Origin of the sequence: Labrys miyagiensis, assembly GCF_030160835.1 — a bacterium.
GTDB classification, from domain to species: Bacteria; Pseudomonadota; Alphaproteobacteria; order Rhizobiales; family Labraceae; genus Labrys; species Labrys miyagiensis.
The window spans coordinates 204,677-228,814 of the sequence record NZ_BSPC01000005.1 but is presented as its reverse complement, the minus strand read 5'-3'; the positions used below and the strand labels follow the sequence as shown (position 1 = coordinate 228,814).

Here is a 24,138-nt window from a genome sequence, read left to right as displayed (position 1 = left end):
GAATCGCAAAGACGCGTCGAAACGAAGAGTGAGAGCAAAGAAGCGTTCACGCTTGAACGCGCTTTGCTCTAGTGCATTTCCCGAGGGAGTCGATAGGCTCCCGGGCCAGAAATAGTTGTCAAGACAAGGCGTTATGGAAAGTTGCGTCTCCGTGAGACCGCAACTTTTCTTCAAGCAATGATTGATCGAAACCACAGAGGGCAATGGTCATGACAAGAGTCCTATTTCGCAATGCCAAGGTCTGGGACGCGACGGGCGCCGAAAGCTTTCCCGGCGATGTCCTGGTCGAGGGAGGGCGCATCAAGACGATCGCCCACACGCTAAACCAGCTCTCGGGCGATGGCGCCACCGTCGTCGACTGTAACGGCATGACCCTGCTGCCCGGCCTGGTCGAGGGCCACGCCCATATCTCCTTCGGCGGCGCGGTGAAGGATTCCGATCTCGGCCTGATCCCGCCGGAAGAGCATCTGCTCCTCACCATGCGCAACGCCAAGACGCTGCTCGACCACGGTTTCACCAGCGCCTACAGCGCCGCCACCTCGAAGCTGCGCCTCGACATCGTGATCCGCAACGAGATCAATGCCGGCCGCCTGCCTGGACCGCGCCTGCGCGCCGGCAGCCCCGAGATCACCGTGACCGGCGGCCTCGGCGACGAGCGCCAGCAGCATATGTATCATGAGAGCTTCGGCATGATCGCCGACGGCGTCGAGGAGATCACCAAGGCGGTGCGCCTGTGCTGCCGCGAGGGCGCCGACAACATCAAGATCAACATCTCGGGCGATGATCTCAGCCCGGCGGCCCATGGTGGCCTCACCGTGATGAGCGAGGAAGAGGTCCGCACGGCTGTCTCCGTGGCCCGCGATTTCGGCAAGAAGATCAACTGCCATGCCCGCGCCGCCAATTCGGTCAAGCGCGCGGTGAAGTGTGGCGTCGACGTGATCTATCACTGCGAATCCGCCGACGAAGAAGCGCTGGACATGCTGGAATCGGCCAAGGACCGCATCTTCGTCGGCCCGGCCATCGGCATCATCTATGGTACGCTCTATGAGGGCGAGCCCTGGGGCTTCACCCATGAGATGGCAGTGAAGTTCGGCATGCAGCGCATCCTCGACGACAGCCGCGCCGTCTATACCGAACTGCGCAAGCGCGGCGTGCGCGCCTTGATCGGCGGCGATTACGGCTTTGCCCAGACCCCCCAGGGCACCAATGCCCGCGACCTCAAGCATTTCGTCGACCTGCTCGGCTATTCGCCCAGCGAGGCGCTGCAGTGCGGCACGCGCCTCGGCGGCCAGGTCATGGGTCTCGGCGACGAACTCGGCATGATCAAGGAAGGCTTCATCGCCGACATCCTGCTGGTGAACGGCGATCCCTTGAAGGACCTCGACATGATGGTGCACGAAGAGAACCTTGTGGTGATCATGAAGGATGGCGAGCTCTACAAGGACCAGTCGAAATCCGTCTCGGTCCAGAAGAAAGCGGCCTGAGGAGGGTTCTCGCCATGGGCAATCCGGCGGTCGCGATCGATGTCGACGAAGACAGCGGCATCTGGCGCACGGACGGGCTGCCCATGGTCTATCTTCCCAGGCATTTCCTGGTGAACAACCATGTCGCGGTCGAGCAGGCCCTCGGGCTCCAGACCTACCGCGCCATCCTGCACGCGGCGACGCGCAAGTCGGCGGTGCATTGGTGCGAGACCACGGCCGCCAAATACGGCATGGAACGGGAGGCTACCTTCCGGTTCTATTTCGAGCGCCTGTCGCAACGGGGCTGGGGCCAGTTCAGCGTCGACAAGCTCGATCTTGCCGTCCATCGGGCGAGCCTCAGCCTGCGCAATTCCATCTTTGCGCTCGAACAGGCCGACCGCACCGACCGCCCTGTCTGCTACATGTTCGAGGGCTTCCTCGCGGGCGCCTTCCACTTCCTGCTCGGCTCGGAGGCCGGGAAGAAGCGCATCGAATGCGAGGAGGTGCAGTGCTGCGCCGACGGCAGGCATGAGCATTGCCGTCTGGATGTCGTCGCCAAGGAGAGATCGGCGCGCGTCGCCTGCCGAGCGGAGCCCTGCGCGATCCGGGATGCAAGCCTGACGCAGGAGGCTTGAGGCCGGCTCACCCCGGCCACACGCGCTCGATGAAGAATTTCGGGACAATGAGGCCGAAGGCCATGGCGAGCAGGATGAGCAAGGCGGTCCCGCCGTCTGCGATAATGCCGGCGAGAAGATCCGCCGGCGCCCTGGAGCCGAGGGCGACGAAATCGACCAGCCCGCCTGCCATCCGGAACAGGAAGACGCCGGGCATCAGCGACACCACCGAGGCGAAGCCGAAGGCGGCGAAGGGCACGCGCAGCCGGTCGGCGATCGGGGTGACCAAGATGCCGACCAGAAGGCAGGCGACGAAGGCCGCTGGTGCGACACCTGCGCCTGCCTTCGCGATCAGCAGCCAGCGGCAGGCGTGGGCGAGCATGCCGATCAGGATCGGCACCGGCAGGGTCCGCCATGGCATGGAGAAGAAGCTGCCGAAGGCAGATACGGCGATACCGGCGGCGATGAGGTCCCAGATGAAGGGCACGGCGACACTGGCACTCTGCACGTCGAGCGTTTCGCCGCCAAGGGCGAGGCCTGCCAGCAAGCCGGCGCAAATCATCAGGATGATCAGGCCGGCATAGGTGAAGCGGGCGAGGCCCAGCGGGATGCGTCCGCGCGCGAGGTCGAGGGCGCCGTTAAGGAGATGCGGCCCCGGCACCAGGATCATACAGGGGCAGACCGTGACGAGATGCAGGGCCGAGGAAAGCTGCAGCCGCTCGGCGACAGCGCCGATGATGCCCGCCAGCAGCGCCGCGCAGAGCGGCTGGACGAAGAGGTTGTGGCTCATCCGGGCCAGGCCCCGGCGCAACAGCGCGCCCATGCCGGTCGACAGGGCGATCAAAGCGAGGCTGAGAAGCTGCGTCTCGCCGAAGATCACCGCGAGGGCGGCGGCGCCGGCAGCGGCCATGACGGCAAAGCGTGGGGTCGAGGCCGGCGGCTGATGCGCGATGGCGATGAGGGAAGACCGCGCGGCCGCGACGTCGATGCGGCCACCGGCGATGTCGTCGACCATCGCCATGCAGCGGGCCACGCGGTTCATGTCGACGCCGGCAGGCTGCGCTTCGGTGAGGTCGAGGCGCCCGGACCCCTCGATCTCGATCGCAAGTTCGCCCCAGCGCGGCAGCACCCTTACGTCCTGGCGGAGCGCCTTGCCGATGCGCTCGGCCGCCTCGACGGTGCGCGCCGTCGTCTGCCCGTTCTCGAACAGGAGAGTCACCACCTGCCGCACCAGCGCCAGGGCGTCGTCAGCCTTGGCACGGCCCGGCGCGGCCGCCTCATTCCCACTGATGCCGGTCATTGTCGATATCCCCCGTCCCACGCCATCACGCAGCGTAGGCGGGATGATAGACCCGGGACGCGACCAGCTTGCCAATGTCGGCGGGCCGTTCGATCCGCGCGAGCTTGTGGTCGAAGATATATTCCGCCACGCGCGCCGCGACATGGAGGGAGGCTTCGAAGATCTGGCTTTGCGGCGGATAGATCAGGCCAGTCGCCAGGCTCTTGTCGGTGACCTGCTCGGCCACGGCCTTGGCCGCCACGATGAACATCTCCTCCGTCACGCGCGTCGCCTCGGTGGCGAAGACCGCCATGCCCATGGCCGGGAAGATGTAGACATTGTTGCCCTGGCCGGGGACGAGGATCTTTCCGGCGATCTCGACCGGGCCGAAGGGGCTGCCGCTGGCGAAGATCGCCCGTCCCCCGGACCAGCGATAGGCCTCCTCCGCCGTGCATTCCGAGCGCGATGTCGGGTTGGAATAAGGGAAAATGATCGGCCGCTCGTTGATCTCGGCCATGGCCTCGATGACCCGCTGGTTGAACAGCTTCGGTACGGTGCTGACGCCGATGATGCCCGTGGGACGCAAAGCGTGGACGGCTTCGACGAAGGTCGAGACCGGCGCATGATCGAGCGCGAAGGGCTTCTGGAAGTCGGCGAGATCGGTCCTCGACTTGACCATCAGCCCGTTGATGTCGAACAGCGTGTTGCGATCCCGCGCGGCGGCGATGTCGAGCCCCTCCAGGGCCATGGCCTGGCTGATCAGCTCGGCGATGCCGGTGGCCGCCGAGCCGCCGCCGAGGAAGAGGAAGCGCTGGTCGGTGAGCTTCTGGCCGGAGATGCGCAGAGCGCCGTACATCCCCGCGAGCGCCACGGCGGCCGTACCCTGGATGTCGTCATTATAGGTGCAGACCTTGTCACGGTAGGTTTCGAGGATTGGCACGGCGTTGATATTGGCGAAATCCTCCCACTGGATGCAGCATCTGGGATAGAGAACCTGCACGGCCTGGACGAATTCGTTGATGAAGGCCATGTAGTCGGCCCCGCGCACCCGGTGCTGGCGCAGGCCGAGATAGAGCGGGTCCTCCAGGAGGCTCTCATTGTTGGTGCCGACATCGAGCGTCACCGGCAGGCAATATTCCGGCGGCACGCCGGCGCAGGCGGTGTAGAGCGCGAGCTTGCCGATCGGGATGCCCATGCCGCCGACGCCGAGATCGCCGAGGCCGAGAATGCGCTCGCCATCGGTCACCACGATGAAACGCACATCCTTCATCGGCCAGTTGTCGAGCAGCTCCTTCAACCGTCCGCGCGCGGTGATCGGCAGATAGACGCCGCGGGAAGCCCTGAAGATATGGTCGAACTTCTGGCAGGCCTCGCCCACCGTGGGCGTGTAGACCAGCGGCATGAAGGTCGCCGGATCAGACATCAGCACCGCATAGAACAGGGTCTCGTTGCGGGCTTGCAGGTCGGAGAGCAGCAGATATTTCTGCAGGTCATTGTCGAGATTGCCGAGTTCGGCATGGATGCGGGCGACCTGGAGCGTAAGGGTGGTCGGCACGGGTGGCAGCAGGCCCTCCAGGCCATAGGCGCGACGCTCCTCCTCGCTGAAGGCGCTGCCCTTGTTGAGGCGGGGATTGCGCAGGAGGGCATAGCCGGAATTCGAGTTCTGGTCGGACATCGGATGGGCTCCAGATGATCATCGAAATCGCTTGAAGGACAGGACCAGCCCTCAGCCGGCCGTGGCCACGTAAGGCTTCACCATCTTGGCGGGATCGACCACCCGATCGAACTCGGCCTCGCTGACAAAGCCGAGTTCGAGCGCCGCGGCCTTGAGCGTGAGATCGTGATCCATGGCGTGGTGGGCGATCTTCGAGGCCTTGTCATAGCCGATCACCGGCGCCAGCGCCGTGACGAGCATGAGGGACCGCTCGACATATTCGGCGATCTTCTTGCGGTTCGGCTCCGTACCCTCCACCAGGAACTTGCGGAAATTGGTGCAGCCATCGCTGAGCAGCGTGATGGACTGGGCGATGTTGGCGATGATCAGGGGCTTGTAGACATTCATCTCCAGATAGCCGCCGGCGCCGCCGAAACCGACCGCAACGTCGTTCGCCATCACCTGCACGGCGAGCATGGTAAGGGCCTCGGCCTGGGTGGGATTGACCTTGCCGGGCATGATCGAGGAGCCTGGTTCGTTTTCCGGAATGATCAGCTCGGCAAAGCCGGCGCGCGGGCCGCAGGACATCAGGCGGATATCGTTGCCGATCTTGTAGAGCGAGGTCGCCAGCGTGCGCAGCGTGCCCGAGAGCTGCACCAGCGCGTCGTGGGCGCCCTGCACGGTGAACTTGTTGGGGGCGGTGACGAAGGGCAAGCCGGTGTTGCCCGCGATCTCCGCCGCTACGGCTTCGGCAAAGCCCGGCGCGGCATTGATGCCGGTGCCCACCGCAGTGCCTCCAAGCGCCAGGTGATAGACGCCCTTCAGCGCGTCGGCGATGCGCTCAAGGCCATCCGTCAGCATGCCGGCATAACCGGACCATTCCTGGCCGAGCGTCAGCGGCGTCGCGTCCTGCATATGGGTGCGGCCGATCTTGACGATGTCATCCCACCCGCTCGCCTTGGCCGCGATGGCATCGCGCAATTCGGTGACGGCCGGGACGAGGCGCGCGGTCACGCCGACCGCGGCCGCGATATACATCGCCGACGGGAAGCTGTCGTTCGAGGACTGCGACATGTTCACATGGTCGTTGGGGTGAACCGGCGTCTTGCTGCCGAGCGCCGTGCCCGCAAGCTGGCAGCAGCGGTTCGAGACTACCTCATTGACGTTCATGTTGAACTGGGTGCCGCTGCCGGTCATCCAGACATGCAGGGGGAACATCTCGTGGTGCTGACCAGCCAGCAGCTCGTCGCAGACCTTGAGGATGAGGTCGTGACGCTCCTTGTCGAGCCGTCCGCCCGAGAGATTCGCCTGGGCGGCCGAGCGCTTGAGCACGGCATAGGCGGTGATCATCTCGCGCGGCATGAGGTCCTTGCCGATGCTGAAATGCTCCAGGGAGCGCTGCGTCTGGGCACCCCATAATTTGTCGGCCGGAACCTCGACCGTACCGAGACTGTCGGATTCGATGCGGATGTCGGGCATCGTCTTCTCCTCTGTTCAGGGATGGGAAGCGCTGGGCACGGCCACCGGCTGCGGCGCGGCCCTGAAGGTGATGGCGCAGAGCCTTTCGGCGGCGATGGAACCGCTGACGGCAAAAATGAGAGGAAAGAGAAAATCCTGGCCGACACGCGTGAATTCGAGGATCAGGGCGATCGCGGTCAGCGGCATGTTCATGGAGGCGGAGAGGAAGGCCGCCGCGCCGATCAGGGCGAAGGCGCCGAGGGGAGCGTCGGGCCAGGCAAGGGTCCATAGGCACCCCAGCACGGTGGCTAGCAGGGCGCCGACCGTCATGCCGGGGGTGAGCAGGCCGCCCTTGGCGCCGGCCCGCAGCGCCGCCAGGGTGACGGCGAGGCGCAGCACCAGCAGCGTGGCAGCCAGGCCGAGGGAAAGATCGTTGGCGAAGGAGAGCTGCAGCGGTCCCCTGCCATTGCCGAGCAACTGTGGAAAGCTCATGGCGACAAGGCCAATGCCCGTGAAGACGGCGAGGTTCCAGGGCACCAGGCGCCAACCCTCGGGAGAGCGCGCGGTCATCGCTGTCGCGATGCGCTTGAACCCGTAAGCGGCGACGCCGAAAAGCGGGCCCGCCAGTATGGACCACACCACCAGCGAAGGGCTGATGCCGAAGGGCATCACTGGATATTGCACCTCATCGCCAAGGCCGATCCAGGCCACGAGCGCGGCAATGCCGGAGGTGACGATAGCGGGCAGCAGAGCGGGCAGGCTGAAGGTACCCAGCAGCACTTCCAGGACGAAGAGGGCGCCGGCAAGAGGCACATTGTAAACGGCGGCAAGGCCGGCGCCGGCGCCGCAGGCGACGAGGATGCGGGCTTCTTCGGCATTGAGGCCGGCCTGGCGCGACAGCCAGCCGGTAAGGGCAGCGGCGATCTCTCGCGGGGCCACTTCGCGCCCGAGCGGCGAGCCGAGGGCGACCGTACAAATCTGCAGCAGGACGTGAACGGTCGTCTCGGGCAGCGGCATCGCCTCGCCCGGCGCCCGCACCGCCTTCCCGATACTGACCAGGGGTCGGCCGAAGCGATAGAGCGCCCACCAGCCTCCGCCGGCCACCAGGCCGCAGACGACAAGAACGGCAGCCCGACGCGCGGGCGGTGCGGCGCTCACGCCCTGCAGGAAACTCTCGCTGCTGATCACGGCATCGAGGCTGTAGCCATAGGCGACGTGCTGGATGACATGCAGCAGCAGCGCCAGGGCCATGCCGCCGAGCCCTGCCCCGACACCAGCCAGCACGGTGACCACGGCAAGTCTGGCAAGAGGAGTCTTCCCGGAGGGGGACATGGTCTGGTCTCCACGGCGGGATAGAACACCGGATCCGGATCCGGTTCAATCCGGCGCCGGGGTACTACCGTTGGGGCATCGAGCAAGAATTTGGATCGAGGGACCTGGCAGAGGCCGGCGGAATCTGTGGCGATGGGACGAAACTAGACCCCAGACACCAGTCGGGCCTCCGATCGCGAACGATCGGGGGCCCGACAGGTCATCATCTCTGGCAGATAAGATCAGCTATGCTGTTCTGCAGGCGGAATGACCTCGCGGCCCGCGCCGGGAACGACCGAGTGCAAAGTTTCGGGCCTGCCCTGGAAGTTCTGCTGAGCAGGCGGGATCACTTCACGGCCCGCGCCTGGGACGATGGCATCGATCGCTTCCGGCCGGCCGGTATAGTTCTGCTGGGAGGGCGGGATCACGGTGCGGCCGGAACTGGCTTCGGCCATGGTGGCCGACAGCGACAGGGCCAGGGCAACGAGAGTGGTGGTGACGAGGGTCTTCCTCATGATAGGTCTCCTGAGAGTTCAGTTGGTGGTCAAGATCAAGTCATGGCGTCACCCGATGATCTTCCGGCGGATCGATATTTCACGAGGACATCCGCGGTTTCGCATTGGCACCCTGACTTCTTGCCAGGCTACCCTGCGCAGCGGAAAGAGGCCGCTTTTCGGCAACAACGCCGCGATAACACAGATGTGCGGTGATCTATCCGAGCCGTGATCGCAGTTGATCAACCTCGACGGGAAATTCAAGATGGTGACGAGCGTCGTGAATGACGGCACGCATCCCCTCGATTTTGCGGACCTCGTCACGACCGAGCCGGAGGCCCGCACGAGAACGAATAGGCTTTCCGGCGCGACGATGGCGAGCGCGTCCGGATGGAAACGACGGCTGGGCGAGATAGAAAGGGTAAGGACAGGGCGTGACGCTTGCGTCGCGCCTTCCCTGGAAACCGCCCGTCTCGCCCTGGCGTTTGGACGCATCGTCACTCTCATTCCAAACGCTCTCGTTCCCACGCCTCATTCGGCTGGGTTGATGAAGAGACCGGGCGATGGCGGCTGCGGAGCAGCCGTGAAAGCAGAATCATGGAAGATGCAGGCCGCACTGTCGGTGCAGGCCGCCATCGCCCCGTTCCGGCTGCCTGGCCCGCTGACAAGGCGTGCAAGGCCACCTGTTTTTCCGCCTTATGAAGGCGGAGGCGAGCCAAGAGCGGATGGCACGGACCATCCGAACCTGACCAGCCGGCTCGGTGAAGGGGCTCAGCGCTGCAGTCCTGGCCGGACAGTGGCATGAGCCGTCTTCACCGCATCGGCGGGAGATGGGGACGAAGGCGTTGCCGGGCTCAAGCCCTTCACGCTCCGTCCAGGGATCACAGGGCACTTCCATGGGGTGCCGATCCCTCTGTCCCGCTCATCACCCCTGGAGGCCGGCTTCGAGAGAAGCAGGACCGCCGCGTTCGCCTATCGCGTGGACAGGCTGTCGGGGTGGATGGAGGCGTTCGGAGCCGGGTTGATCATACACCGACCGCTGACGCCTCATTCCGTTAGGGAATAAAACATGGGAGCGAACGAAAGTCAATACCTGTTCTTTTTATGTTCAAAACAATCATTTCAGGTCAGGGCGGCATGAAGGATGACAGACCCAGCGCGGCCTCCTCCTTCGTTGCGAGCGCAACAACGATGGCGACGGCGGCATGGGTGTGAGGCAATTGCCCCGTAGCCGACAACATTGAGATGCCTGAATGCGACAGCCATAAACGAGTGAGGGGCGCAATTGGTGCGGCTCTTCCTTGATCGTCTCATCTCGCCCAACCGAAGTCGGCAAATTGTGGCTGCCGTACCAGCAAGGATGCTGGCGAAGCAGCCGAGGATTTGCTGAGATGCGCGGCGTTTCGGGGAGAGGCTTTGCAATGGTCAGCGATGTCGCCATCATCGGCGCCGGCGTGGTGGGATGCGCGCTGGCCCGGCGCTTTGCCCTGGAAGGCATAGGTGTCACGCTTATCGAGGCCGGCTCAGACATCCTCTCCGGCGCCAGCAAGGCGAACAGCGCCATCCTGCATACCGGTTTCGATGCGCCCCCGGGCAGCCTGGAGCTCGCCTGCATCAAGGCCGGGCATGCCGAATATCTGGCAATCCGCGAGGCGATGGGCCTGCCGTTGTTGCGCTGCGGCGCGCTGGTAGTGGCTTGGAGCGAGGCGGAGGAGGAGGCGCTGGAGGGCATCCGCGCCCAGGCGCTCGGCAACGGCATCGGCAATGTCGCGCTGGTCGGCCAGGAGAGGCTGCGCGCAATGGAACCGCAGCTCTCGACGCAGGCCCGGGCAGCGCTGCACGTGCCCGACGAGGCGCTGATCGATCCCTGGAGCCCCTTCCTCGCCTATGTCGAGCAGGCGATGGCACATGGCGCCACGGTGCAACTCAACACCCGCGTGACCGGTGGCACCTTCGATGGTGAGGCCTGGCACATCGACACGAGCACCGGGACCCTTTCCGCCCGCCTCGTGATCAATTGCGCCGGCAACCAGGGCGATGTGATCGAAAAGCTCCTGCTCGGCGCCTCCGACTTCGAGATCCGCCCCCGCAAGGGCCAGTTCGTGGTGTTCGACAAGGCCGCCCATGGCCTTGCCTCCGCCGTCATCCTGCCGGTGCCGAACGAGCGCACCAAGGGCGTGGTGGTGACGCGCACGGTGTTCGGCAATCTCCTCGTCGGCCCGACGGCCGAGGAGCAGGAGGACCGCGAGCGCACCGAGGTGGACCATGACCAGCTCGAGGCGCTGATCCGCCGCGGCGTCGAGATCCTGCCTGCTCTCGCCCATATGCCGGTGACCGCCTGCTATGCCGGCCTGCGACCGGCGACGGAGAAGAAGGATTACCGCATCACTGCCAAGCCCGGCCAGAACTGGATCAGCGTCGGCGGCATCCGCTCAACCGGCCTGTCGGCGGCGCTCGGCATCGCCCGCTATGTCTTCGGCCTCTATGCCAGCCGGGGCCGCAAGGGCACGCCTGTCGACAGCCCCAGCATCCCCGTGGTGCCGAACCTCACCGAGCACATGCCGCGCGACTATGCCAGCCCCGGCTATGGCGAGATCATCTGCCATTGCGAGCTGGTGACGCGCCGCGAGATCGAGACCGCCCTGGCACGGCCGCTGCCGGCCGGCGATTTCGGCGGCCTCAAACGCCGCACGCGCTGCGCCATGGGACGCTGCCAGGGCTTCAACTGCAGTGCGCGCCTGGCGAGCCTGACCCGGGGCCGGTTTCCCGTCTCCCTCGACGCCGGGGAGGCCCGCTGATGGTTGAGGCGATTGTCGAGGCCGATGTGGTGGTGGTTGGCGGTGGTCCGGCCGGCTTGTCCGCGGCCACGGCGCTGAAGCGGCTCGGCGTCGCCCGCGTGATCCTGCTCGAACGCGATTCCGTCGTGGGCGGCATTCCCCGCCATTGCGGCCATTCACCCTTTGGCATGCGGGAATTCCAGCGGATTCTGTCCGGAACGCGCTATGTGGCGCGGCTGGAGGCAGAGGCGAAGGAGGCCGGCGTCGATATCCGCACCCGCCACTCCGTGCTCTCGGTCAGCGAGGGCGAGGTCTCCGCCATCTCGCCGGACGGCCGGCTTCGCGTCCAGGCCAGCCGCATCGTCCTGGCGACGGGCGCGCGCGAAACGCCGCGCTCAGCCCGGCTCGTCTCCGGAGAGCGCCCGCTCGGCGTGCTCAACACCGCCGCCCTGCAAGCCTATGTGCATCTCCAAAAACTCGTGCCCTTCAAGCAACCGGTGATCGTCGGCACGGAACTGGTGGCGATGTCCGCTTTGCTGACCTGCCGGTCCGCCGGCATCCGCCCGGTTGCTGTCGTCGAGCCAAACGATCGGCCGACCGCCCGTTTCCCCGTCACCCTGCTGCCGCGCCTCCTGGGCGTACCCCTCCATTACGGCACCACCATCGACGGCATCGGCGGCAAGGGGCGCGTTTCGGACGTGACGATCCGGAGCGGTACGCAGACCCGCACCATCGCCTGTGATGGCGTGCTCTTCACCGGCGCCTTCACGCCCGAATCCGCCCTCGCCCGGATGTCCGGTCTCGCCATCGACGATGCCAGCGGCGGACCGGTGGTCGATGCCTTCGGCCGGACTTCCTCGGCCTCGGTCTTCGCGGCGGGGAACCTGCTGCGCCCGGTCGAGACGGCCGGCTGGTGCTGGGCCGAGGGAAAGCGCATTGCCGCCAGTGTGTTCGCGGATATCAGGCAGGGCCTTCCCGATCGAGAACGAACCATCCGCATTCGTGCTGGTGAGGGCATCAAGCTGGTGATGCCGCAGGAGATCAGCCGAGGCACCATGCGGCTGGCGCTCCCCGATCTACAGGTCCGTCTCAGCACCAAGCTGCAGGGAACATTGAGACTTTCATTAAAACATAACACGATATGGTCGCGTGCGATCGACAGTGCTCCGGAGCGACGTATCCTGATTCCGATCGCCGGCATCGCTCTTCCCGACGAGGCGACCGACCTCACGCTCAGCGTCGACAGCCAATAGATCTGCCTCGACGACACGCATCGTCTCAATCGACCGTGGCGTCTCGCGCAGCCCCTATTTCTGCCAGTTCCTGGAAGATGTCGCGGGCCACAGCATGGGCCTCTCCACCCTCGACGAGATCACCGCCTTTGGCGCCGCCCGCGGCATCGGACGAGAGATCGCGACGTCGGCTGATGCCAGGGGCGGGTCTATCGGCCTCGTAGGTGTCGGAGGCGTGGCGGGCGCGGTTCCAATCGGCGGTTGGAAGGACGTCGGGCCGGCGGTAGCGCCGAGCGGGATCGACACTCTCGCAAACGACACCTTTGCTGGGTGATGCCACTCGGTGAAGTCCGCGGCCCTATGCGCGCTGCGAGAGCCCTGATCTCATTCAAGTTTCAGAACTATTTCAGCGCCGCTTCCGGACTCGCCCGATGACCTCTGCCACCATCCCATTGCTTGACGGCAAAGTTTGCGCCGGGATCTGCCGGTCCCGGCGCTAAAGCGTTTTGCGATTTGACGGAATCGGCAAGAATCGCAAAGACGCGTCGAAACAAAGAGTTAGAGCAAAGAAGCGTTCACGCTTGATCGCGCTTTGCTCTAGCGAACAGGGAGGATGGCCGCGCGCCGGCCGATCCAGCCTGAAGACAGCGTGCCCTGGCATCCCCCGCGGAACCCCGGCCCGCAGGGGTTGCATTGGCACGCTGTCGCTTCGGGTGGCCCGCTCTCACTGAGGAGACGGGACGCGGGCAAGCAATGGGATGTTGGGCCGCCAGATGAAACGGGCGGCCTCACGGCGAGAGCGTTTTACTTTCAGAGCGGCGCACCAAGAATCGCAAAATGCGCTTGATATCAGTGAGTTAATTTCGAAATCCGGTCTTGCCCGAGCGCATTTTGCTTTAGGAGCGCCCATGTCGAGAATGCTGGCAAACTGCCTGCTGTTGCTCGCAGCCGCGTTATGGGGCTTCGGCAATGTCGCTCAGAAAACCGTGCTCGAGCATCTCGACCCCTTCAGCGCGGTCGGTTCGCGCTGCCTGATCGGCGGCCTCCTGGTCATGCCGCTGCTGCTGATAGAGCGGCGCCGGCGAGTCGGCGCCGGCTACTGGGCCTCGCTGGCACGGGTGAGCGCCCTGTTCTCGATCTCCATCGTGCTGCAGCAGGCAGCCTATCTCACGACCACAGTCACCAATGCGAGCTTCCTGGTCAACACCTGCACGGTGATGACGCCGCTCGCCGCCTGGCTGGTCATCGGCGAGAAGCCGACCATCGTCGTCGCCTTCGCCGCCAGCCTCACGCTGATCGGCATCCTGCTCCTGTCGGGCGGCATGTCGGGTGCCATCAATTCGGGCGACATGGCGGCGCTGCTCTCGGCCGTGTGCTACGCGCTGTGGATGGTCGAGCTCGGCCGGCATATGCAGAACCATGGCGGCGCCGTCTCGACCGCCACCGCCCAGTTCCTCGGCTGCGCCATCGTGGCGCTGCCACTCGGCGCCCTCTACGGCAATTTCTCGCCACAAGGCGCCTGGGCCGCGGCGCCCGAACTGGCGGTGCTCGGCATCTTCTCGACGGCCGTGGCCTTCGGCATCCAGACCATCGCCCAGCGCTTCACGCCCGCCAGCCACGCCGCCGTGATCGTCAGCGGCGAGAGCGTATTCGGTGCCACCGGGGCGGTGCTGTTCCTGGGCGAGAGCTTGAACGTCGTCGCCGCACTCGGCGGGACGATGGTGCTTGCCGCCATCGTCTATCTCGCCATCGCCGGCCAGCCGCGGGAGGCTGCAGGCCCGGCACCCGCGAGCTAGCCCAGCCAGCTTGCGCTTCGCCCTCACCTCAAATAACCACCTCTCAACACGCTGTGCGCCTCGGGTTAAGCCCGGAGCATGGGGAGGCCATGGGATGAAGCGAACGCACTGGGGGGGCGGGTCTTCAGACCCGGCTCGTCGGGACCGCCCCCAAGAAGGCCGGGTCTGAAGACCCGCCCCCCAAACTGCGCGCCCCTTCAAGAGCATCGCGCTTCAGACCCAGCCCGCCTTCTCAAGCGCCGCGCGCAGCCAGGCATTGTCGGCCTCGCCTTCGAGCATGATGACCTGCCGGATCGTCGCAGCGCTCAGGCCCGGCTCCAGCTCCCGCGCCTGGCGGACGCTGGCTGCGGCGGCCTCCCTATTGTCCTGCAGGGCCTGGCAGACGGACAGCAGGGCCCAGCGGTTTACGTCCCTCGGCGGCATGCACGCGAAGGTTTCGGCCGCTTCGCCATGGCGCCCAAGCAGTAGCTGCACCACGCCGCGATCGAGATAATACCAGGGCGGATGGATGGGATTGAGCTGCATCGCCCAATCCAGCAGTTCGAGCCCGGCGGCAGGGTTCCCCCTTATCGCCTTCAGCCGGCCCATCTGCGCGATGCTGTCGGCATCGTAGGGGTTGAGCTCCAGCGCCTTGCGGCAATGCGATTCCGCCGCCGGGAAATCGTGGCGGAACATCAGGGTCAGGCCGAGGATACGATGGCAGCGCGCCTCGTAGGGGCTGAGCGACACGCCGCGCAACGCATGGTCGAGCGCCTGGTCGAGCCGTTCCGGCGGGGTCCGGCCATAGCCGTTCTGCACCGCGTCGGTCCAGGCGAGATAGGCAAAGGCAAGGCCTGACTGGGGGTCATGCGCGATGGCTTCCCATAGATGAGCCCGAGCCCGCTCGGCCGCGTCCTCGCCATTGGCCCGCAGGAGGCAGAGCGCCTGCATGAGATGGGTATAGGCCCCGACATTGCGCGCCGGCGCCGGCTCCAAGCGATGTGCGGCGGCGCTCTCGATGTTGAAGACCAGAGCAGAGGCGATGCGCTTGGCCACCGTCTGGTGGAAATCGAAGACAGCGTCCGCTTCGAAGGAAAAGGCCTGCGTCCAGAGCCGCCGGGCGGAGCGGGTATCCGACAGGGTGATCACCACGTTGAACAGCGGGTCGCCGCCATCGATCCGGCCCTCTACCACGAAATCGACGCCGGCCTCCTGGAGAGCCGCCTGCATCCCGTCGGGCTCGGTGCGGGCCAAGGCGATCGTCGAATAATGCGCGAGCACCGACAGGGTCCTGAAATAGGACAGCGCGAGGGTGATCTCCTCCGCCACCGCGTCGAAGGTGGATTTCAGCGCCTCGTCCAGGGCCTGGCTGCGGAAGGGAAAGACGGCGATGCAGGGTTCGGCCCGGCGTCTCTCCAGCCCGTCCGGCAGTTCCACCGAAGCTGGCCCAACAGCCAGAGCGCCGGACGGCTGAAACATGTAGCCCCGCCGCGGCATGGTGCGGATGATCTGCTGCTGCTCGTCGCCAATGCATTTGCGCGCATCGCGGATGCATTGCGTCAGCGAGTCATCGGTCACCGTCGTCGAGGGCCAGACCACGTCCAGCAATTCGTCCTTGCCAACGACACGGCCGGGATTGCGGGCGAGATAGGCCAGGAGCTTGAAGGTCTTGGGTCGCGGCAGCACCAGCTCGCCGGCACGGTAGAGCGTTCCCCGGCTGACGTTGAAGACGGATTCGCCGAGTCGATAGGTCAGCTCCTGCTGCATGATGAGCCCTCTCGGTGCTTTCGGTCTGGCCATTGGTCCGGCCTTTGCCTCGATTCTGTTGGAGGGTGCGGCCGACCACATCCACCAGATGATGGACATGAGGACCTCGGAAGACGGGGTTCATCCAGGGCGGCTCGGCAGGCCATGAAGCCGCGGCCCGGGAAAGGTGGCCGGATTGGCCACCGGCGAAAACGGGTCTGAGAGCCGAACCGGCTTGATCGGGCATAACATGTCAACCGCGCCCCCCGCGCAGCTCAGTATCTGGTGACACTCTAGCGCCCAGATCGTTATTTAGGAGTGAAATCGCTCAATGACAACCAGTGGTTGTGGAATTCATGCTGGGTTACCAAGCAATCCGCTAGTATCAAAGCGTTTTTCGCTCGGTTATTTAGAACAATGTCTCGCCTCCCTCCCATCTCACTTAGAGGTGTTCTCACCGATGGGAGCTTAGAGTTAAACCAAGGAAAACAACAAGCACTGCAGACGGTTCGCCTCAACTTCACGACCATCCTGTTCGCCAAAGGGTAGGTTGGCGCCTCAGGGCGTCGTTGGGCCAGCGGAGCCAAGCAGGCCGAGCTGACGCAGCTCTACGGCAAGCTCTACGGCGTCGTGGAAACGGATGGCATGGAAGCCGAGCTGCGCCGCGGTGGCGATATTGTCGGCATTGTCGTCGATGAACACGCACTCGCCCGCCAGCAGGCCCGCTTCCGCCAGGAAGAGCTCGAAGATGGCCGGATCGGGCTTGGCCAATTTGCGCTCGCCCGAGACGATCAGCACATCGAAACGGGCGAGGAAGGGATAGCGCTCGCGCGCGACCGGAAAGGTCTCGGCGGACCAGTTGGAGATGGCATGCAGGGCCACGCCCTCGCCATGCAGCTCGTCGAGGATCGCGACCGTACCCTCGATCGCGCCGCCCAGCATGTCCGGCCAGCGCGTGTGGAATGCGGAGATCAGCGCCTCGTGCTGTGGATGGCGGCCGGAGAGCTCCGCCACCGCCTCGGCGAAGGGCCGGCCGGCATCCATCTGACGGTTCCAGTCGGGCGTACAGATCTCGTCGAGGAAGCGCCGTGCCGTTGCTTCGTCCGGGAGGAGCTGGCGATAGAGATGAAGCGGGTTCCAGTCGATCAGGACACCGCCGAGGTCGAAGACCACGGCCTTGATCGGGTTTTGCATGCGCGTCTCCTCGGAATGCGTGTTTGTGCACGAATACGCATAAACACGCATTGCGTCAATGGATCGGCGCGTTCGTGGTGACCTCTGCCTAATTTCGTGCCTTGCCTCCCTCCGGCGCCTGCCTGACACTGGCGCCATGACCGACGCGCCTCTTCATGTCCTGCTGATCGACGACAATGCAGTCAGGGCATCCGTGATCGAAGAGGGCCTGCGCGAGGCGGGACATGAGCGGGTCACCATCATTACCCAGATGCGCCAGCTTTTGCGTCAGATCGTCGAGGCGGATCCCGACGTGATCTTCATCGACCTTGAAAACCCCAATCGCGACGTGCTCGAGCAGATGTTCCAGGTGTCCCGCAGCGTGCACCGGCCGGTGGTGATGTTCGTCGACCAGTCGGACAAGGCTTCCACCGAGGCGGCCATCGATGCCGGCGTCTCCGCCTATGTCGTCAATGGCCTGCGCAAGGAGCGGGTGAAGCCGATCCTCGACATGGCGATCAGCCGCTTCAACGCCTTTCACCGCCTGCGCGAGGAACTCGACCGCACCAGGCAGGCGCTGGAGGATCGCAAGGTCATCGACAAGGCGAAGGGCATTTTGATGAAGAGCCGCGGCATCAGTGAGGAGGAAGCCTATGCCCTCCTGCGCAAGACGGCGATGAACGAGAGCCGGCGCGTCGCCGAGGTGGCGCGCAGCCTCGTCACCGCCGCCAACTTACTGGGCTAGGAGCGTAGCGATGGATGTCAAGCCACAGGGCGGCGGGGACAAGGCTGGTGACAAGGCCGAACTGACGCTCGGCTTTATCCCGCTCGTCGACGCCGCGCCCCTGGTGGTGGCAAAGGAGAAGGGCTTCGCTGCCGATGTAGGCCTTTCGCTCACTTTGGCGCGCGAGACCTCCTGGGCCAATATCCGCGACCGCGTCATGCTCGGCCATTTCGACGCCGCCCACATGCTGGGGCCGATGCCGATCGCCTCGACACTCGGTATCGGTCATGTCGAGGTGCCGATGGCCGCACCCTTCTCGCTCGGACTTGGCGGCAATGCCATCACGCTTTCGCCGGCGGTGTTCGCCGCCATGGAGGCCGAAGGCGCCACGCTCGCCGCGGATCCGGCCGCAATGGGAGCGGCCCTCGCCCGCGTGGTGGCGGGATTGCGCGAGGCAGGGCGACCGGCGCTGACGCTCGCTGTCGTCCATCCCTTCTCCGGACATAATTACGAGCTGCGCTACTGGCTGGCCTCGGCCGGCATCGATCCCGACCGCGACATCCGCCTGATCGTGCTGCCGCCATCCTTCATGGTGGACGCCATGCTGGAGCGGCAGATCGATGGCTTCTGCGTGGGCGAGCCCTGGAATTCCCTTGCGGTGGAGGCGGGGGCGGGCGTGATCGCCGTCACCAAATCCGCCCTTTGGCGTCAGGGGCCGGAGAAGGTGCTGGGCATCCGCGCCGATTTCGCCGAGCGCGCGCCCGCCACGCTGGCCGCGTTGCTGCGTGCCCTCTACAAGGCCGCGCAATGGGCTGGGGATCCGGACAATCGCGAGGAGCTTGCCCGCCTGCTGGCCGCGCCAGCCCTTCTCGGCGTGCCCTCGGAGACCATCGCCAGGGCGCTGAGCGGGCGGCTGGCGCGACGGCAAGGCGAAGCCGCCACCGGCATCGCCGATTTCCTCGTCTTCCACGACCATGCCGCCAATTTCCCCTGGCAGAGCCACGCGCTGTGGTTCTATTCGCAGATGGTGCGCTGGGGCCAGACGGACTATTCGCCCGAGCTCGCCGCCCGGGCACGCCAGGTCTACCGCCCGGATCTCTTCCGCGCGGCGCTGGCCGGCACCGGCATCGACCTGCCCCGTGCCAGCGCCAAGGTGGAAGGCGCCTTGCAGACGGCGACCCCGGTCGCCTCGCGCAACGGCACCATGATCCTCGGCCCGGACGGCTTCTTCGACGGCAGGCTGTTCGATCCGGACGAGGTGGAGGCTTATATCAGGTCATTCGGCATCGCAGGCTCATCTCTGGCCCGATAGATCGAGCTCCCAAATTACCTATCACCGCTGCGCGAGCTCGATGAGCGGCCTGACGCCGCCCACCGACGTCATGAGAACGTCATCGGCCGACCCTAGATTTCGCCTCGGTAAATTTCCCCGCAGACGGAGCAGGTCCATGATCGATCGTCGCGCCTTTTTGACTATCAGTGTTGCAGTTGCCACAGTTGGAATGCTACCTGCCACAAGCGCTCTGGCAGCAACCAGGCTCGATATCTTCACCGATAGCGACGCCAACATCTCCGACTGGCTTGCCAATGTGGTGAAGCCGGCCTTCGAGAAAGCGCATCCCGAATACGAGATCAATGTGGTGATCGCTCGCGACGGCGGACTCGACGCCGTGGCGCAGCGCGCCCTCGCCGCCCTTCAGACCAAGGCCGATCCGCAGATGGATTTCGCCGAGGAGCACGACCCGAACCTGCCGAAGGGCGGGATCGAAGCCGGCCTCTGGACCAGGTTCGATGCCTCGATCGTGCCGAACTACGCCCGCGTGAACAGACTGGCGATCCAGTCGCCCTATTCGATGCCCTACCGCGGCTCGCAGGTCCTGCTGGCCTATGATTCGGCCAAGATATCGCCGGCCGACCTGCCCAGGACCTGGACTGCGCTGGTCGCCTGGATCAAGGCCAATCCTGGCCAGTTCATCTATAATCGCCCGGACAAGGGTGGTTCGGGCGGCAATTTCGTCCGCCGTGCCATCCACGAAGTGAACGGCCGGGATCCGCAGGTCTTCAAGATCGACAATTTCTCCAAGGAGGAGGCGCAGAAGCGGCTGACTCCGGCCTGGGCCTTGCTGGGCGATCTGGCGCCCTCGCTCTATGGCAAGGGCACCTACGCGGCGGGTAACACGGCCTCGCTGCAATTGCTCGCCAATGGCGTCGTCTCCATGGTGCCCGCCTGGTCGGACCAGGCCTTGCAGGGACTTTCGCAGGGCGTCCTGCCGCCCACCATCAAGCTGGTCCAGTTGCAGGACCTGGCGCTATGCGGCGGCTTCTCGGCCTCGGTGATTCCCTCGATCGCCGCGCATCGGGATGGCGCGCTGCTCTTCGCCGACTTCCTGCTCTCGGAAGAAGTCCAAACCTCGGTTCTCAAGGATCTCGGCGGCTTCCCCGGCGTGGACTGGAAGTTCCTGCCGGACGCGCTGCGCCAGCAATTCGCCGACGTGATCCCGACCGCCATCCCGACCTTCCCGCAGGGCGACTGGGAGGCGGCCGTCAATGACGGCTGGTATCGCAATGTTGCACCCAATCTGCAGCGCAGCTGACATCGCATCGCGATGACGGCGCTTCCTTTCTCGGGGTCGAAATCCCAAGCCCGGCATGTCCCTGTCGGGCTTGCGCTCGTCGCCGCGCCGGTGCTGCTCGTCCTGCTCTTCGTGCTGTTACCGGCGTTGAGCGCCATTCTCTCGACATTGCGGGTGAGCGGCGATGGCGACTGGTCGCTGCAGAATTACCGCGTGTTCCTGTCGGATCCGTTGAGCATCGGCAATGTCCTGTTCACCCTGCAGACGACGCTGATCACCGCCGTTCTGCTGCTCGGGCTTTGCCTGCCGATCGCGCTCTATCTGCGTTTCTCGCAGGGACGCCTGCCGGCCTTCGTGCAGAGCATCGCCGTGTTCCCGCTGTTCGTGCCCGGCATCATCATCGCCTACGCCCTGATCCGCTTCATGGGCCCCAACGGCACGCTGGCGACCGTGTTGCATCATCTCGGCGTGGACGGTTATCGCTCGCCCTATCTGACCGGTTGGGGCACGATCATCGGCCTAGTCTGGGAGGGCATGCCCCTCACCCTGCTGGTCCTGCTCTCCGGCCTTGCGCAGATCCAGGATGCGGCGGTCGAAGCGGCGCGCGATGTCGGCGCCGGCCGCCTGCGCATCCTCACCGGCATCATCCTGCCCCAGATCCGCAATTCGCTCATCGTCGCCTTCTCGCTGTCGTTCCTGGGCGCGTTCGGCGCCTTCACGCTGCCCTATGTGCTCGGTCCGGCCTCGCCCGAGATGATGGGTGTGTTCATGCAGCGCACCTTCACGCAGGTGCTGGACCCGGCCCAGGCCCAGACACAGGCCGTGGTGAGCTTCCTCATCTGCGCCCTTGTCGGCATTGTCTATGTGCGCTCCGTTGCACGCTCGCACGGGGCGGCCCGATGACGGGGCGGTCGCGTTCCCTTGCGAGCCTGCTGCCGGGAGTCTCGCTCGCCGGCTTGCTGACCCTCTTCATTCTCGTGCCGATCGCCGCCGTGTTTCTCTGGGCCTTCGCCGAGGTCTGGCGCTACCCATCGCTGATCCCCACGCAATGGGGCCTGCGTTTCTGGTCCGCCATGCTGTCCCGCGCCGATGTGTGGACGGCGCTGCGGACCTCGCTCGCGCTCTCGGCCGTGGTGACGGCGCTTTCGGCCCTCATCTGCCTGCCGGCCGCCTACGCGTTCGCCCGGCTGGAATTTCCGGGCAAGTCGGCTCTGCTGCTTTCCTTCCTGGCCACCCAGGCCTTTCCGAAATTCGGGCTCTATATCGCCATCGCCACGATCATGTACTCCTTTGGCCTGATCGGCACCTTTGCAGGCGTCGTGCTGATCCAGCTCGTGAACACGCTCCTGCTGATGATCTGGATCCCGGTCGGTGCCTTCCAGAACATCGACCGCCGGCTGGAGGAAGCCGCCCGCGACGTGGGGGCATCGGCAGCCCGCACCTTCTTTTCGATCACCTTGCCGCAGGCAGGGCCGGCCATCGGCGCGGCGCTGCTACTGACCTTCGTCGGCACATTCTACGAAACCGAAGGCGCCTTCCTGATCGGGGCGCCCCATATCCGCACCATGCCGATTCTGATGATCTCGCTGATCAACAATCAACTCGTCGTCCAGTACGGCGCCGTGCTTTCGGTGCTTCTCTGGGTGCCCTCCTTCATCGCGCTGCTCCTGGCACGCAACATTCTGAGCGCCCGCGCGATTGCCGGCGGTCTCGGTGGCTGATCGGAATCCTGGCTAAGCGCATGTCGAAGCTCATCGTCGAAAACCTGACCAAGAATTTTTCCAGTACCCAGGCCGTCTCGGAGGTTTCGGTCTCGATCGGCGATGGCGAGCTGCTTTGCCTGCTCGGTCCGTCCGGCTGCGGCAAATCGACGGTGCTTCGCATGATCGCCGGCTTCGAAACACCGACTTCGGGCCGCATCGTCATCGATGGCGAGGATGTCGCTCATCTCACGCCGGACAAGCGGCCGACCGGCATGGTTTTTCAGAGCCATGCCCTCTGGAGCCACATGACGGTCTTCCAGAACATCGCCTTCGGCCTGAAGTTGCGAGGCTTCGCTAGGGAGGCCGTTCGCGGCAAGGTGTCCGAGGTGCTCGAACTCGTGGGCTTGGCCGGCTATGAAAGGCGCTATCCCGGCCAGCTTTCCGGGGGCCAGCAGCAGCGGGTGGCGATCGCCCGCTGCGTCGTGCTCACCCCGAAGATCCTGCTGATGGATGAGCCGTTCTCGGCGCTCGACGCGCATCTGCGGGTGAGGCTGCGCGAGGAGGTTCGCGGCATCCAGCAGCGGCTGGGCCTGACCACCCTCTTCGTCACGCACGACCAGGAAGAGGCCCTCACGCTCGCCGACCGTATCGTCGTGATGAAATCCGGCCGCGTCGAACAGATCGGCTCGCCATCCGCCATCTATGCCCAGCCGGTGACCCGCTTCGTGGCGGAATTCATCGGGACGATGAACATGATGGAGACGACCGTCTCGGCGGGCGCTGCAACGGTCGACGGCAAGTCCTTCGCGGTCGACGGAAGCGATGGGCCCTATGCGCTCGCCATCCGGCCCGAGGATATCGGACTGTCGCATGCTCCAGGCGCGGGCCTGTCCGCCGTGGTCGAGCGGATTCTTGACCTGGGTGCATTCCGGATGGTCGATGTCCGGCTCGGCAACGGGCAGATCGTCAAGGCCCAGATGGGAAAGACCGAAGCCTGCCGCATAGGCGACCGCATCTGGCTGGCCGTCAGCGCCATGGTTGCGTTCGACGCCGGCGGCGCGGTGCATGCGGCCCGGCCTTTCCATCCGGGAGCACGCCTGCATGGCTGAGGCCGATGGTCCAAGGAAGGCGGACGGTATTTGCCTCCTCAGTGGCGCGCATCGCGTTCGTCTCAAATGGCATCGCATGAGGCGGCGCCTTGACGATATCCCGTTCACGCCTGCGATTTTGGCCGAAGCCCTGGCGGCGGGTGCATCATCGGAGGTCGATCTGCGCGCCCATGGCGAGGCGGGTTTCGTCGTGCAGCATGACGAGACCCTCGACCGGGAGACCACGGGCTCCGGCCCGGTCGCCACCGCCACCGAGGCGCAACTGCGCCGTCTGCACCGGCGCGGAGCGGACGGGCACCCGACATCGGAGCGCCTTCTGCTGCTGAACGATCTTGCGGACCTCGCGGGACGCGAAGCCGCGCCCGGAGCACTGGTTCAGCTCGACCTTAAGGAAGATGCCGCCGCCATCTCCCCCACGCTCGCCAGGAATTTCGGCCGCGCCATCGCTCCGGTTGCGGCGCGCTTCATCCTGTCCGGCCATGACTGGGAGGCGGTCGGCCGTCTCGCGCAGGCAACGAAGGAGTCTGGGGCGAAGGAGCTTGCCCTCGGTTTCGATCCTTGCGGTGACAAGGCCATGGAGCGCCTCGAAAGTTACAGGGATTTCGAGGTGTTCGTCGCAGAGGCGTTGCGGAGGGCGCCCGCGGCTTCGACGATCTATCTCGATTACGGGATCATCCTGAAGGCCGCGGCAACCGGTCACGATATCGTTCGTGCCTTCCATGCCGCCGGCAAGCTGATCGACGCCTATACGCTCAATCTCTCGCACCCGCAGGCCGAACGATCGCTCCGCAGGCTCGTCGACCTGAAGGTCGACCAGATCACCACGGACGAACCGATTGCACTGCAGGCATGCTTCGAGCAGGGCCAACGGGCTGCGGAGCGGATCTTGGCGACACGGGCGGAATGACGGCTTCGGAAGGGCCAACGCCCGATTTCGGCAAATCGCACCCCTTTTGGGGCGCTTGTGCCGCTCAAATCCTCACCACGCCAAAAATATCAGCATCTCCATGCTGCGGCGCACAAAATTTCATCTTGCTCAAAAAAGCACCTTTC

21 protein-coding genes are annotated in these 24,138 nt (G+C 65.2%); 13 read left to right on the top strand and 8 right to left on the bottom strand.

The window, feature by feature from the left end:
- Positions 1–209: 209 nt before the first annotated feature.
- Together QQL24_RS01790 and QQL24_RS01785 are read left to right on the top strand one after the other, a co-directional pair.
- Positions 210–1,484: a metal-dependent hydrolase family protein gene (locus QQL24_RS01790; RefSeq protein ID WP_284310163.1), complete on the top strand. Its 1,275-nt coding sequence runs from the start codon at positions 210–212 to the stop codon at positions 1,482–1,484.
- A gap of 14 nt (positions 1,485–1,498) precedes the next feature.
- Complete coding sequence (locus QQL24_RS01785; protein ID WP_284310162.1) at positions 1,499–2,098, top strand: 4-vinyl reductase; 600 nt, start codon at positions 1,499–1,501, stop codon at positions 2,096–2,098.
- A gap of 7 nt (positions 2,099–2,105) precedes the next feature.
- On the opposite strand, the gene QQL24_RS01780 is transcribed toward QQL24_RS01785, so the two are convergent.
- The 5 genes from QQL24_RS01780 to QQL24_RS01760 all read right to left on the bottom strand — a co-directional run bounded on the left by QQL24_RS01780 (position 2,106) and on the right by QQL24_RS01760 (position 8,294).
- Positions 2,106–3,377: a threonine/serine exporter family protein gene (locus QQL24_RS01780; RefSeq protein ID WP_284310161.1), complete on the bottom strand. Its 1,272-nt coding sequence runs from the start codon at positions 3,375–3,377 to the stop codon at positions 2,106–2,108.
- A 25-nt stretch (positions 3,378–3,402) separates the two neighbouring features.
- Positions 3,403–5,031, bottom strand: coding sequence for an NAD-dependent malic enzyme (locus QQL24_RS01775; protein WP_284310160.1), 1,629 nt, complete (start codon positions 5,029–5,031; stop codon positions 3,403–3,405).
- A 51-nt stretch (positions 5,032–5,082) separates the two neighbouring features.
- Positions 5,083–6,489: a class II fumarate hydratase gene (gene fumC, locus QQL24_RS01770; RefSeq protein WP_284310159.1), complete on the bottom strand. Its 1,407-nt coding sequence runs from the start codon at positions 6,487–6,489 to the stop codon at positions 5,083–5,085.
- Between the two features lie 15 nt (positions 6,490–6,504).
- Positions 6,505–7,800 carry a chloride channel protein gene (locus QQL24_RS01765; protein WP_284310158.1) on the bottom strand — a complete coding sequence of 432 codons (1,296 nt, stop codon included), beginning with the start codon at positions 7,798–7,800 and terminating at the stop codon, positions 6,505–6,507.
- 221 nt (positions 7,801–8,021) lie between these two features.
- On the bottom strand, positions 8,022–8,294 hold the full coding sequence (locus QQL24_RS01760; RefSeq protein WP_284310157.1) for a hypothetical protein: 273 nt from the start codon (positions 8,292–8,294) through the stop codon (positions 8,022–8,024).
- 217 nt (positions 8,295–8,511) lie between these two features.
- On the opposite strand from QQL24_RS01760, the gene QQL24_RS01755 reads away from it, so the two are divergent.
- The 3 genes from QQL24_RS01755 to QQL24_RS01745 all read left to right on the top strand — a co-directional run bounded on the left by QQL24_RS01755 (position 8,512) and on the right by QQL24_RS01745 (position 12,303).
- Positions 8,512–9,078: a hypothetical protein gene (locus tag QQL24_RS01755; protein WP_284310156.1), complete on the top strand. Its 567-nt coding sequence runs from the start codon at positions 8,512–8,514 to the stop codon at positions 9,076–9,078.
- 616 nt (positions 9,079–9,694) lie between these two features.
- Positions 9,695–11,071, top strand: a complete 1,377-nt coding sequence (locus QQL24_RS01750) for an NAD(P)/FAD-dependent oxidoreductase (protein ID WP_284310155.1) — start codon at positions 9,695–9,697, stop codon at positions 11,069–11,071.
- Complete coding sequence (locus QQL24_RS01745; protein WP_284310154.1) at positions 11,071–12,303, top strand: NAD(P)/FAD-dependent oxidoreductase; 1,233 nt, start codon at positions 11,071–11,073, stop codon at positions 12,301–12,303. Before QQL24_RS01750 ends, QQL24_RS01745 begins: the two co-directional genes overlap by 1 nt.
- A gap of 25 nt (positions 12,304–12,328) precedes the next feature.
- Here the strand turns inward: QQL24_RS01745 and QQL24_RS01740 are convergent, their stop codons facing one another.
- Positions 12,329–12,622: a hypothetical protein gene (locus QQL24_RS01740; RefSeq protein WP_284310153.1), complete on the bottom strand. Its 294-nt coding sequence runs from the start codon at positions 12,620–12,622 to the stop codon at positions 12,329–12,331.
- A gap of 568 nt (positions 12,623–13,190) precedes the next feature.
- On the opposite strand from QQL24_RS01740, the gene QQL24_RS01735 reads away from it, so the two are divergent.
- The gene (locus QQL24_RS01735; protein ID WP_284310152.1) at positions 13,191–14,078 is read left to right on the top strand and encodes a DMT family transporter; all 888 of its coding nucleotides are present in this window, start codon (positions 13,191–13,193) and stop codon (positions 14,076–14,078) included.
- 213 nt (positions 14,079–14,291) lie between these two features.
- On the opposite strand, the gene QQL24_RS01730 is transcribed toward QQL24_RS01735, so the two are convergent.
- Both QQL24_RS01730 and QQL24_RS01725 read right to left on the bottom strand, forming a co-directional pair.
- Positions 14,292–15,824, bottom strand: coding sequence for a winged helix-turn-helix domain-containing tetratricopeptide repeat protein (locus tag QQL24_RS01730; protein WP_284310151.1), 1,533 nt, complete (start codon positions 15,822–15,824; stop codon positions 14,292–14,294).
- A gap of 537 nt (positions 15,825–16,361) precedes the next feature.
- Positions 16,362–16,997: an HAD family hydrolase gene (locus QQL24_RS01725; RefSeq protein WP_284310150.1), complete on the bottom strand. Its 636-nt coding sequence runs from the start codon at positions 16,995–16,997 to the stop codon at positions 16,362–16,364.
- A gap of 136 nt (positions 16,998–17,133) precedes the next feature.
- On the opposite strand from QQL24_RS01725, the gene QQL24_RS01720 reads away from it, so the two are divergent.
- The 7 genes from QQL24_RS01720 to QQL24_RS01690 all read left to right on the top strand — a co-directional run bounded on the left by QQL24_RS01720 (position 17,134) and on the right by QQL24_RS01690 (position 23,992).
- Positions 17,134–17,721: an ANTAR domain-containing response regulator gene (locus tag QQL24_RS01720; RefSeq protein ID WP_284310149.1), complete on the top strand. Its 588-nt coding sequence runs from the start codon at positions 17,134–17,136 to the stop codon at positions 17,719–17,721.
- 10 nt (positions 17,722–17,731) lie between these two features.
- Positions 17,732–19,012 carry a CmpA/NrtA family ABC transporter substrate-binding protein gene (locus tag QQL24_RS01715; RefSeq protein ID WP_284310148.1) on the top strand — a complete coding sequence of 427 codons (1,281 nt, stop codon included), beginning with the start codon at positions 17,732–17,734 and terminating at the stop codon, positions 19,010–19,012.
- Between the two features lie 139 nt (positions 19,013–19,151).
- The gene (locus QQL24_RS01710; protein ID WP_348536424.1) at positions 19,152–20,294 is read left to right on the top strand and encodes an extracellular solute-binding protein; all 1,143 of its coding nucleotides are present in this window, start codon (positions 19,152–19,154) and stop codon (positions 20,292–20,294) included.
- Positions 20,295–20,306: 12 nt separating this feature from the next.
- Positions 20,307–21,176: an ABC transporter permease gene (locus tag QQL24_RS01705; RefSeq protein ID WP_284310146.1), complete on the top strand. Its 870-nt coding sequence runs from the start codon at positions 20,307–20,309 to the stop codon at positions 21,174–21,176.
- Positions 21,173–21,994 (top strand): ABC transporter permease, encoded by an 822-nt coding sequence (locus QQL24_RS01700; RefSeq protein ID WP_284310145.1) that lies wholly within the window; start codon positions 21,173–21,175, stop codon positions 21,992–21,994. The genes QQL24_RS01705 and QQL24_RS01700 overlap by 4 nt, the downstream gene beginning before the upstream one ends.
- Before the next feature lie 20 nt (positions 21,995–22,014).
- The gene (locus QQL24_RS01695) at positions 22,015–23,085 is read left to right on the top strand and encodes an ABC transporter ATP-binding protein (protein ID WP_284310144.1); all 1,071 of its coding nucleotides are present in this window, start codon (positions 22,015–22,017) and stop codon (positions 23,083–23,085) included.
- Entirely contained in the window at positions 23,078–23,992 is a 915-nt protein-coding gene (locus QQL24_RS01690) for a glycerophosphodiester phosphodiesterase (protein ID WP_284310143.1), read from the top strand. Before QQL24_RS01695 ends, QQL24_RS01690 begins: the two co-directional genes overlap by 8 nt.
- Positions 23,993–24,138: the final 146 nt, after the last annotated feature.

Excerpts from the sequence above, each read along its gene's own strand:
- QQL24_RS01790 (WP_284310163.1), top strand. The coding sequence starts at position 210 with ATGACAAGAGTCCTATTTCGCAATGCCAAGGTCTGGGACGCGACGGGC.
- QQL24_RS01785 (WP_284310162.1), top strand. The coding sequence starts at position 1,499 with ATGGGCAATCCGGCGGTCGCGATCGATGTCGACGAAGACAGCGGCATC.
- QQL24_RS01780 (WP_284310161.1), bottom strand. The coding sequence starts at position 3,377 with ATGACCGGCATCAGTGGGAATGAGGCGGCCGCGCCGGGCCGTGCCAAG.
- QQL24_RS01775 (WP_284310160.1), bottom strand. The coding sequence starts at position 5,031 with ATGTCCGACCAGAACTCGAATTCCGGCTATGCCCTCCTGCGCAATCCC.
- fumC (WP_284310159.1), bottom strand. The coding sequence starts at position 6,489 with ATGCCCGACATCCGCATCGAATCCGACAGTCTCGGTACGGTCGAGGTT.
- QQL24_RS01765 (WP_284310158.1), bottom strand. The coding sequence starts at position 7,800 with ATGTCCCCCTCCGGGAAGACTCCTCTTGCCAGACTTGCCGTGGTCACC.
- QQL24_RS01760 (WP_284310157.1), bottom strand. The coding sequence starts at position 8,294 with ATGAGGAAGACCCTCGTCACCACCACTCTCGTTGCCCTGGCCCTGTCG.
- QQL24_RS01750 (WP_284310155.1), top strand. The coding sequence starts at position 9,695 with ATGGTCAGCGATGTCGCCATCATCGGCGCCGGCGTGGTGGGATGCGCG.
- QQL24_RS01745 (WP_284310154.1), top strand. The coding sequence starts at position 11,071 with ATGGTTGAGGCGATTGTCGAGGCCGATGTGGTGGTGGTTGGCGGTGGT.
- QQL24_RS01735 (WP_284310152.1), top strand. The coding sequence starts at position 13,191 with ATGTCGAGAATGCTGGCAAACTGCCTGCTGTTGCTCGCAGCCGCGTTA.
- QQL24_RS01730 (WP_284310151.1), bottom strand. The coding sequence starts at position 15,824 with ATGCAGCAGGAGCTGACCTATCGACTCGGCGAATCCGTCTTCAACGTC.
- QQL24_RS01725 (WP_284310150.1), bottom strand. The coding sequence starts at position 16,997 with ATGCAAAACCCGATCAAGGCCGTGGTCTTCGACCTCGGCGGTGTCCTG.
- QQL24_RS01720 (WP_284310149.1), top strand. The coding sequence starts at position 17,134 with ATGACCGACGCGCCTCTTCATGTCCTGCTGATCGACGACAATGCAGTC.
- QQL24_RS01715 (WP_284310148.1), top strand. The coding sequence starts at position 17,732 with ATGGATGTCAAGCCACAGGGCGGCGGGGACAAGGCTGGTGACAAGGCC.
- QQL24_RS01705 (WP_284310146.1), top strand. The coding sequence starts at position 20,307 with ATGACGGCGCTTCCTTTCTCGGGGTCGAAATCCCAAGCCCGGCATGTC.
- QQL24_RS01700 (WP_284310145.1), top strand. The coding sequence starts at position 21,173 with ATGACGGGGCGGTCGCGTTCCCTTGCGAGCCTGCTGCCGGGAGTCTCG.
- QQL24_RS01695 (WP_284310144.1), top strand. The coding sequence starts at position 22,015 with ATGTCGAAGCTCATCGTCGAAAACCTGACCAAGAATTTTTCCAGTACC.
- QQL24_RS01690 (WP_284310143.1), top strand. The coding sequence starts at position 23,078 with ATGGCTGAGGCCGATGGTCCAAGGAAGGCGGACGGTATTTGCCTCCTC.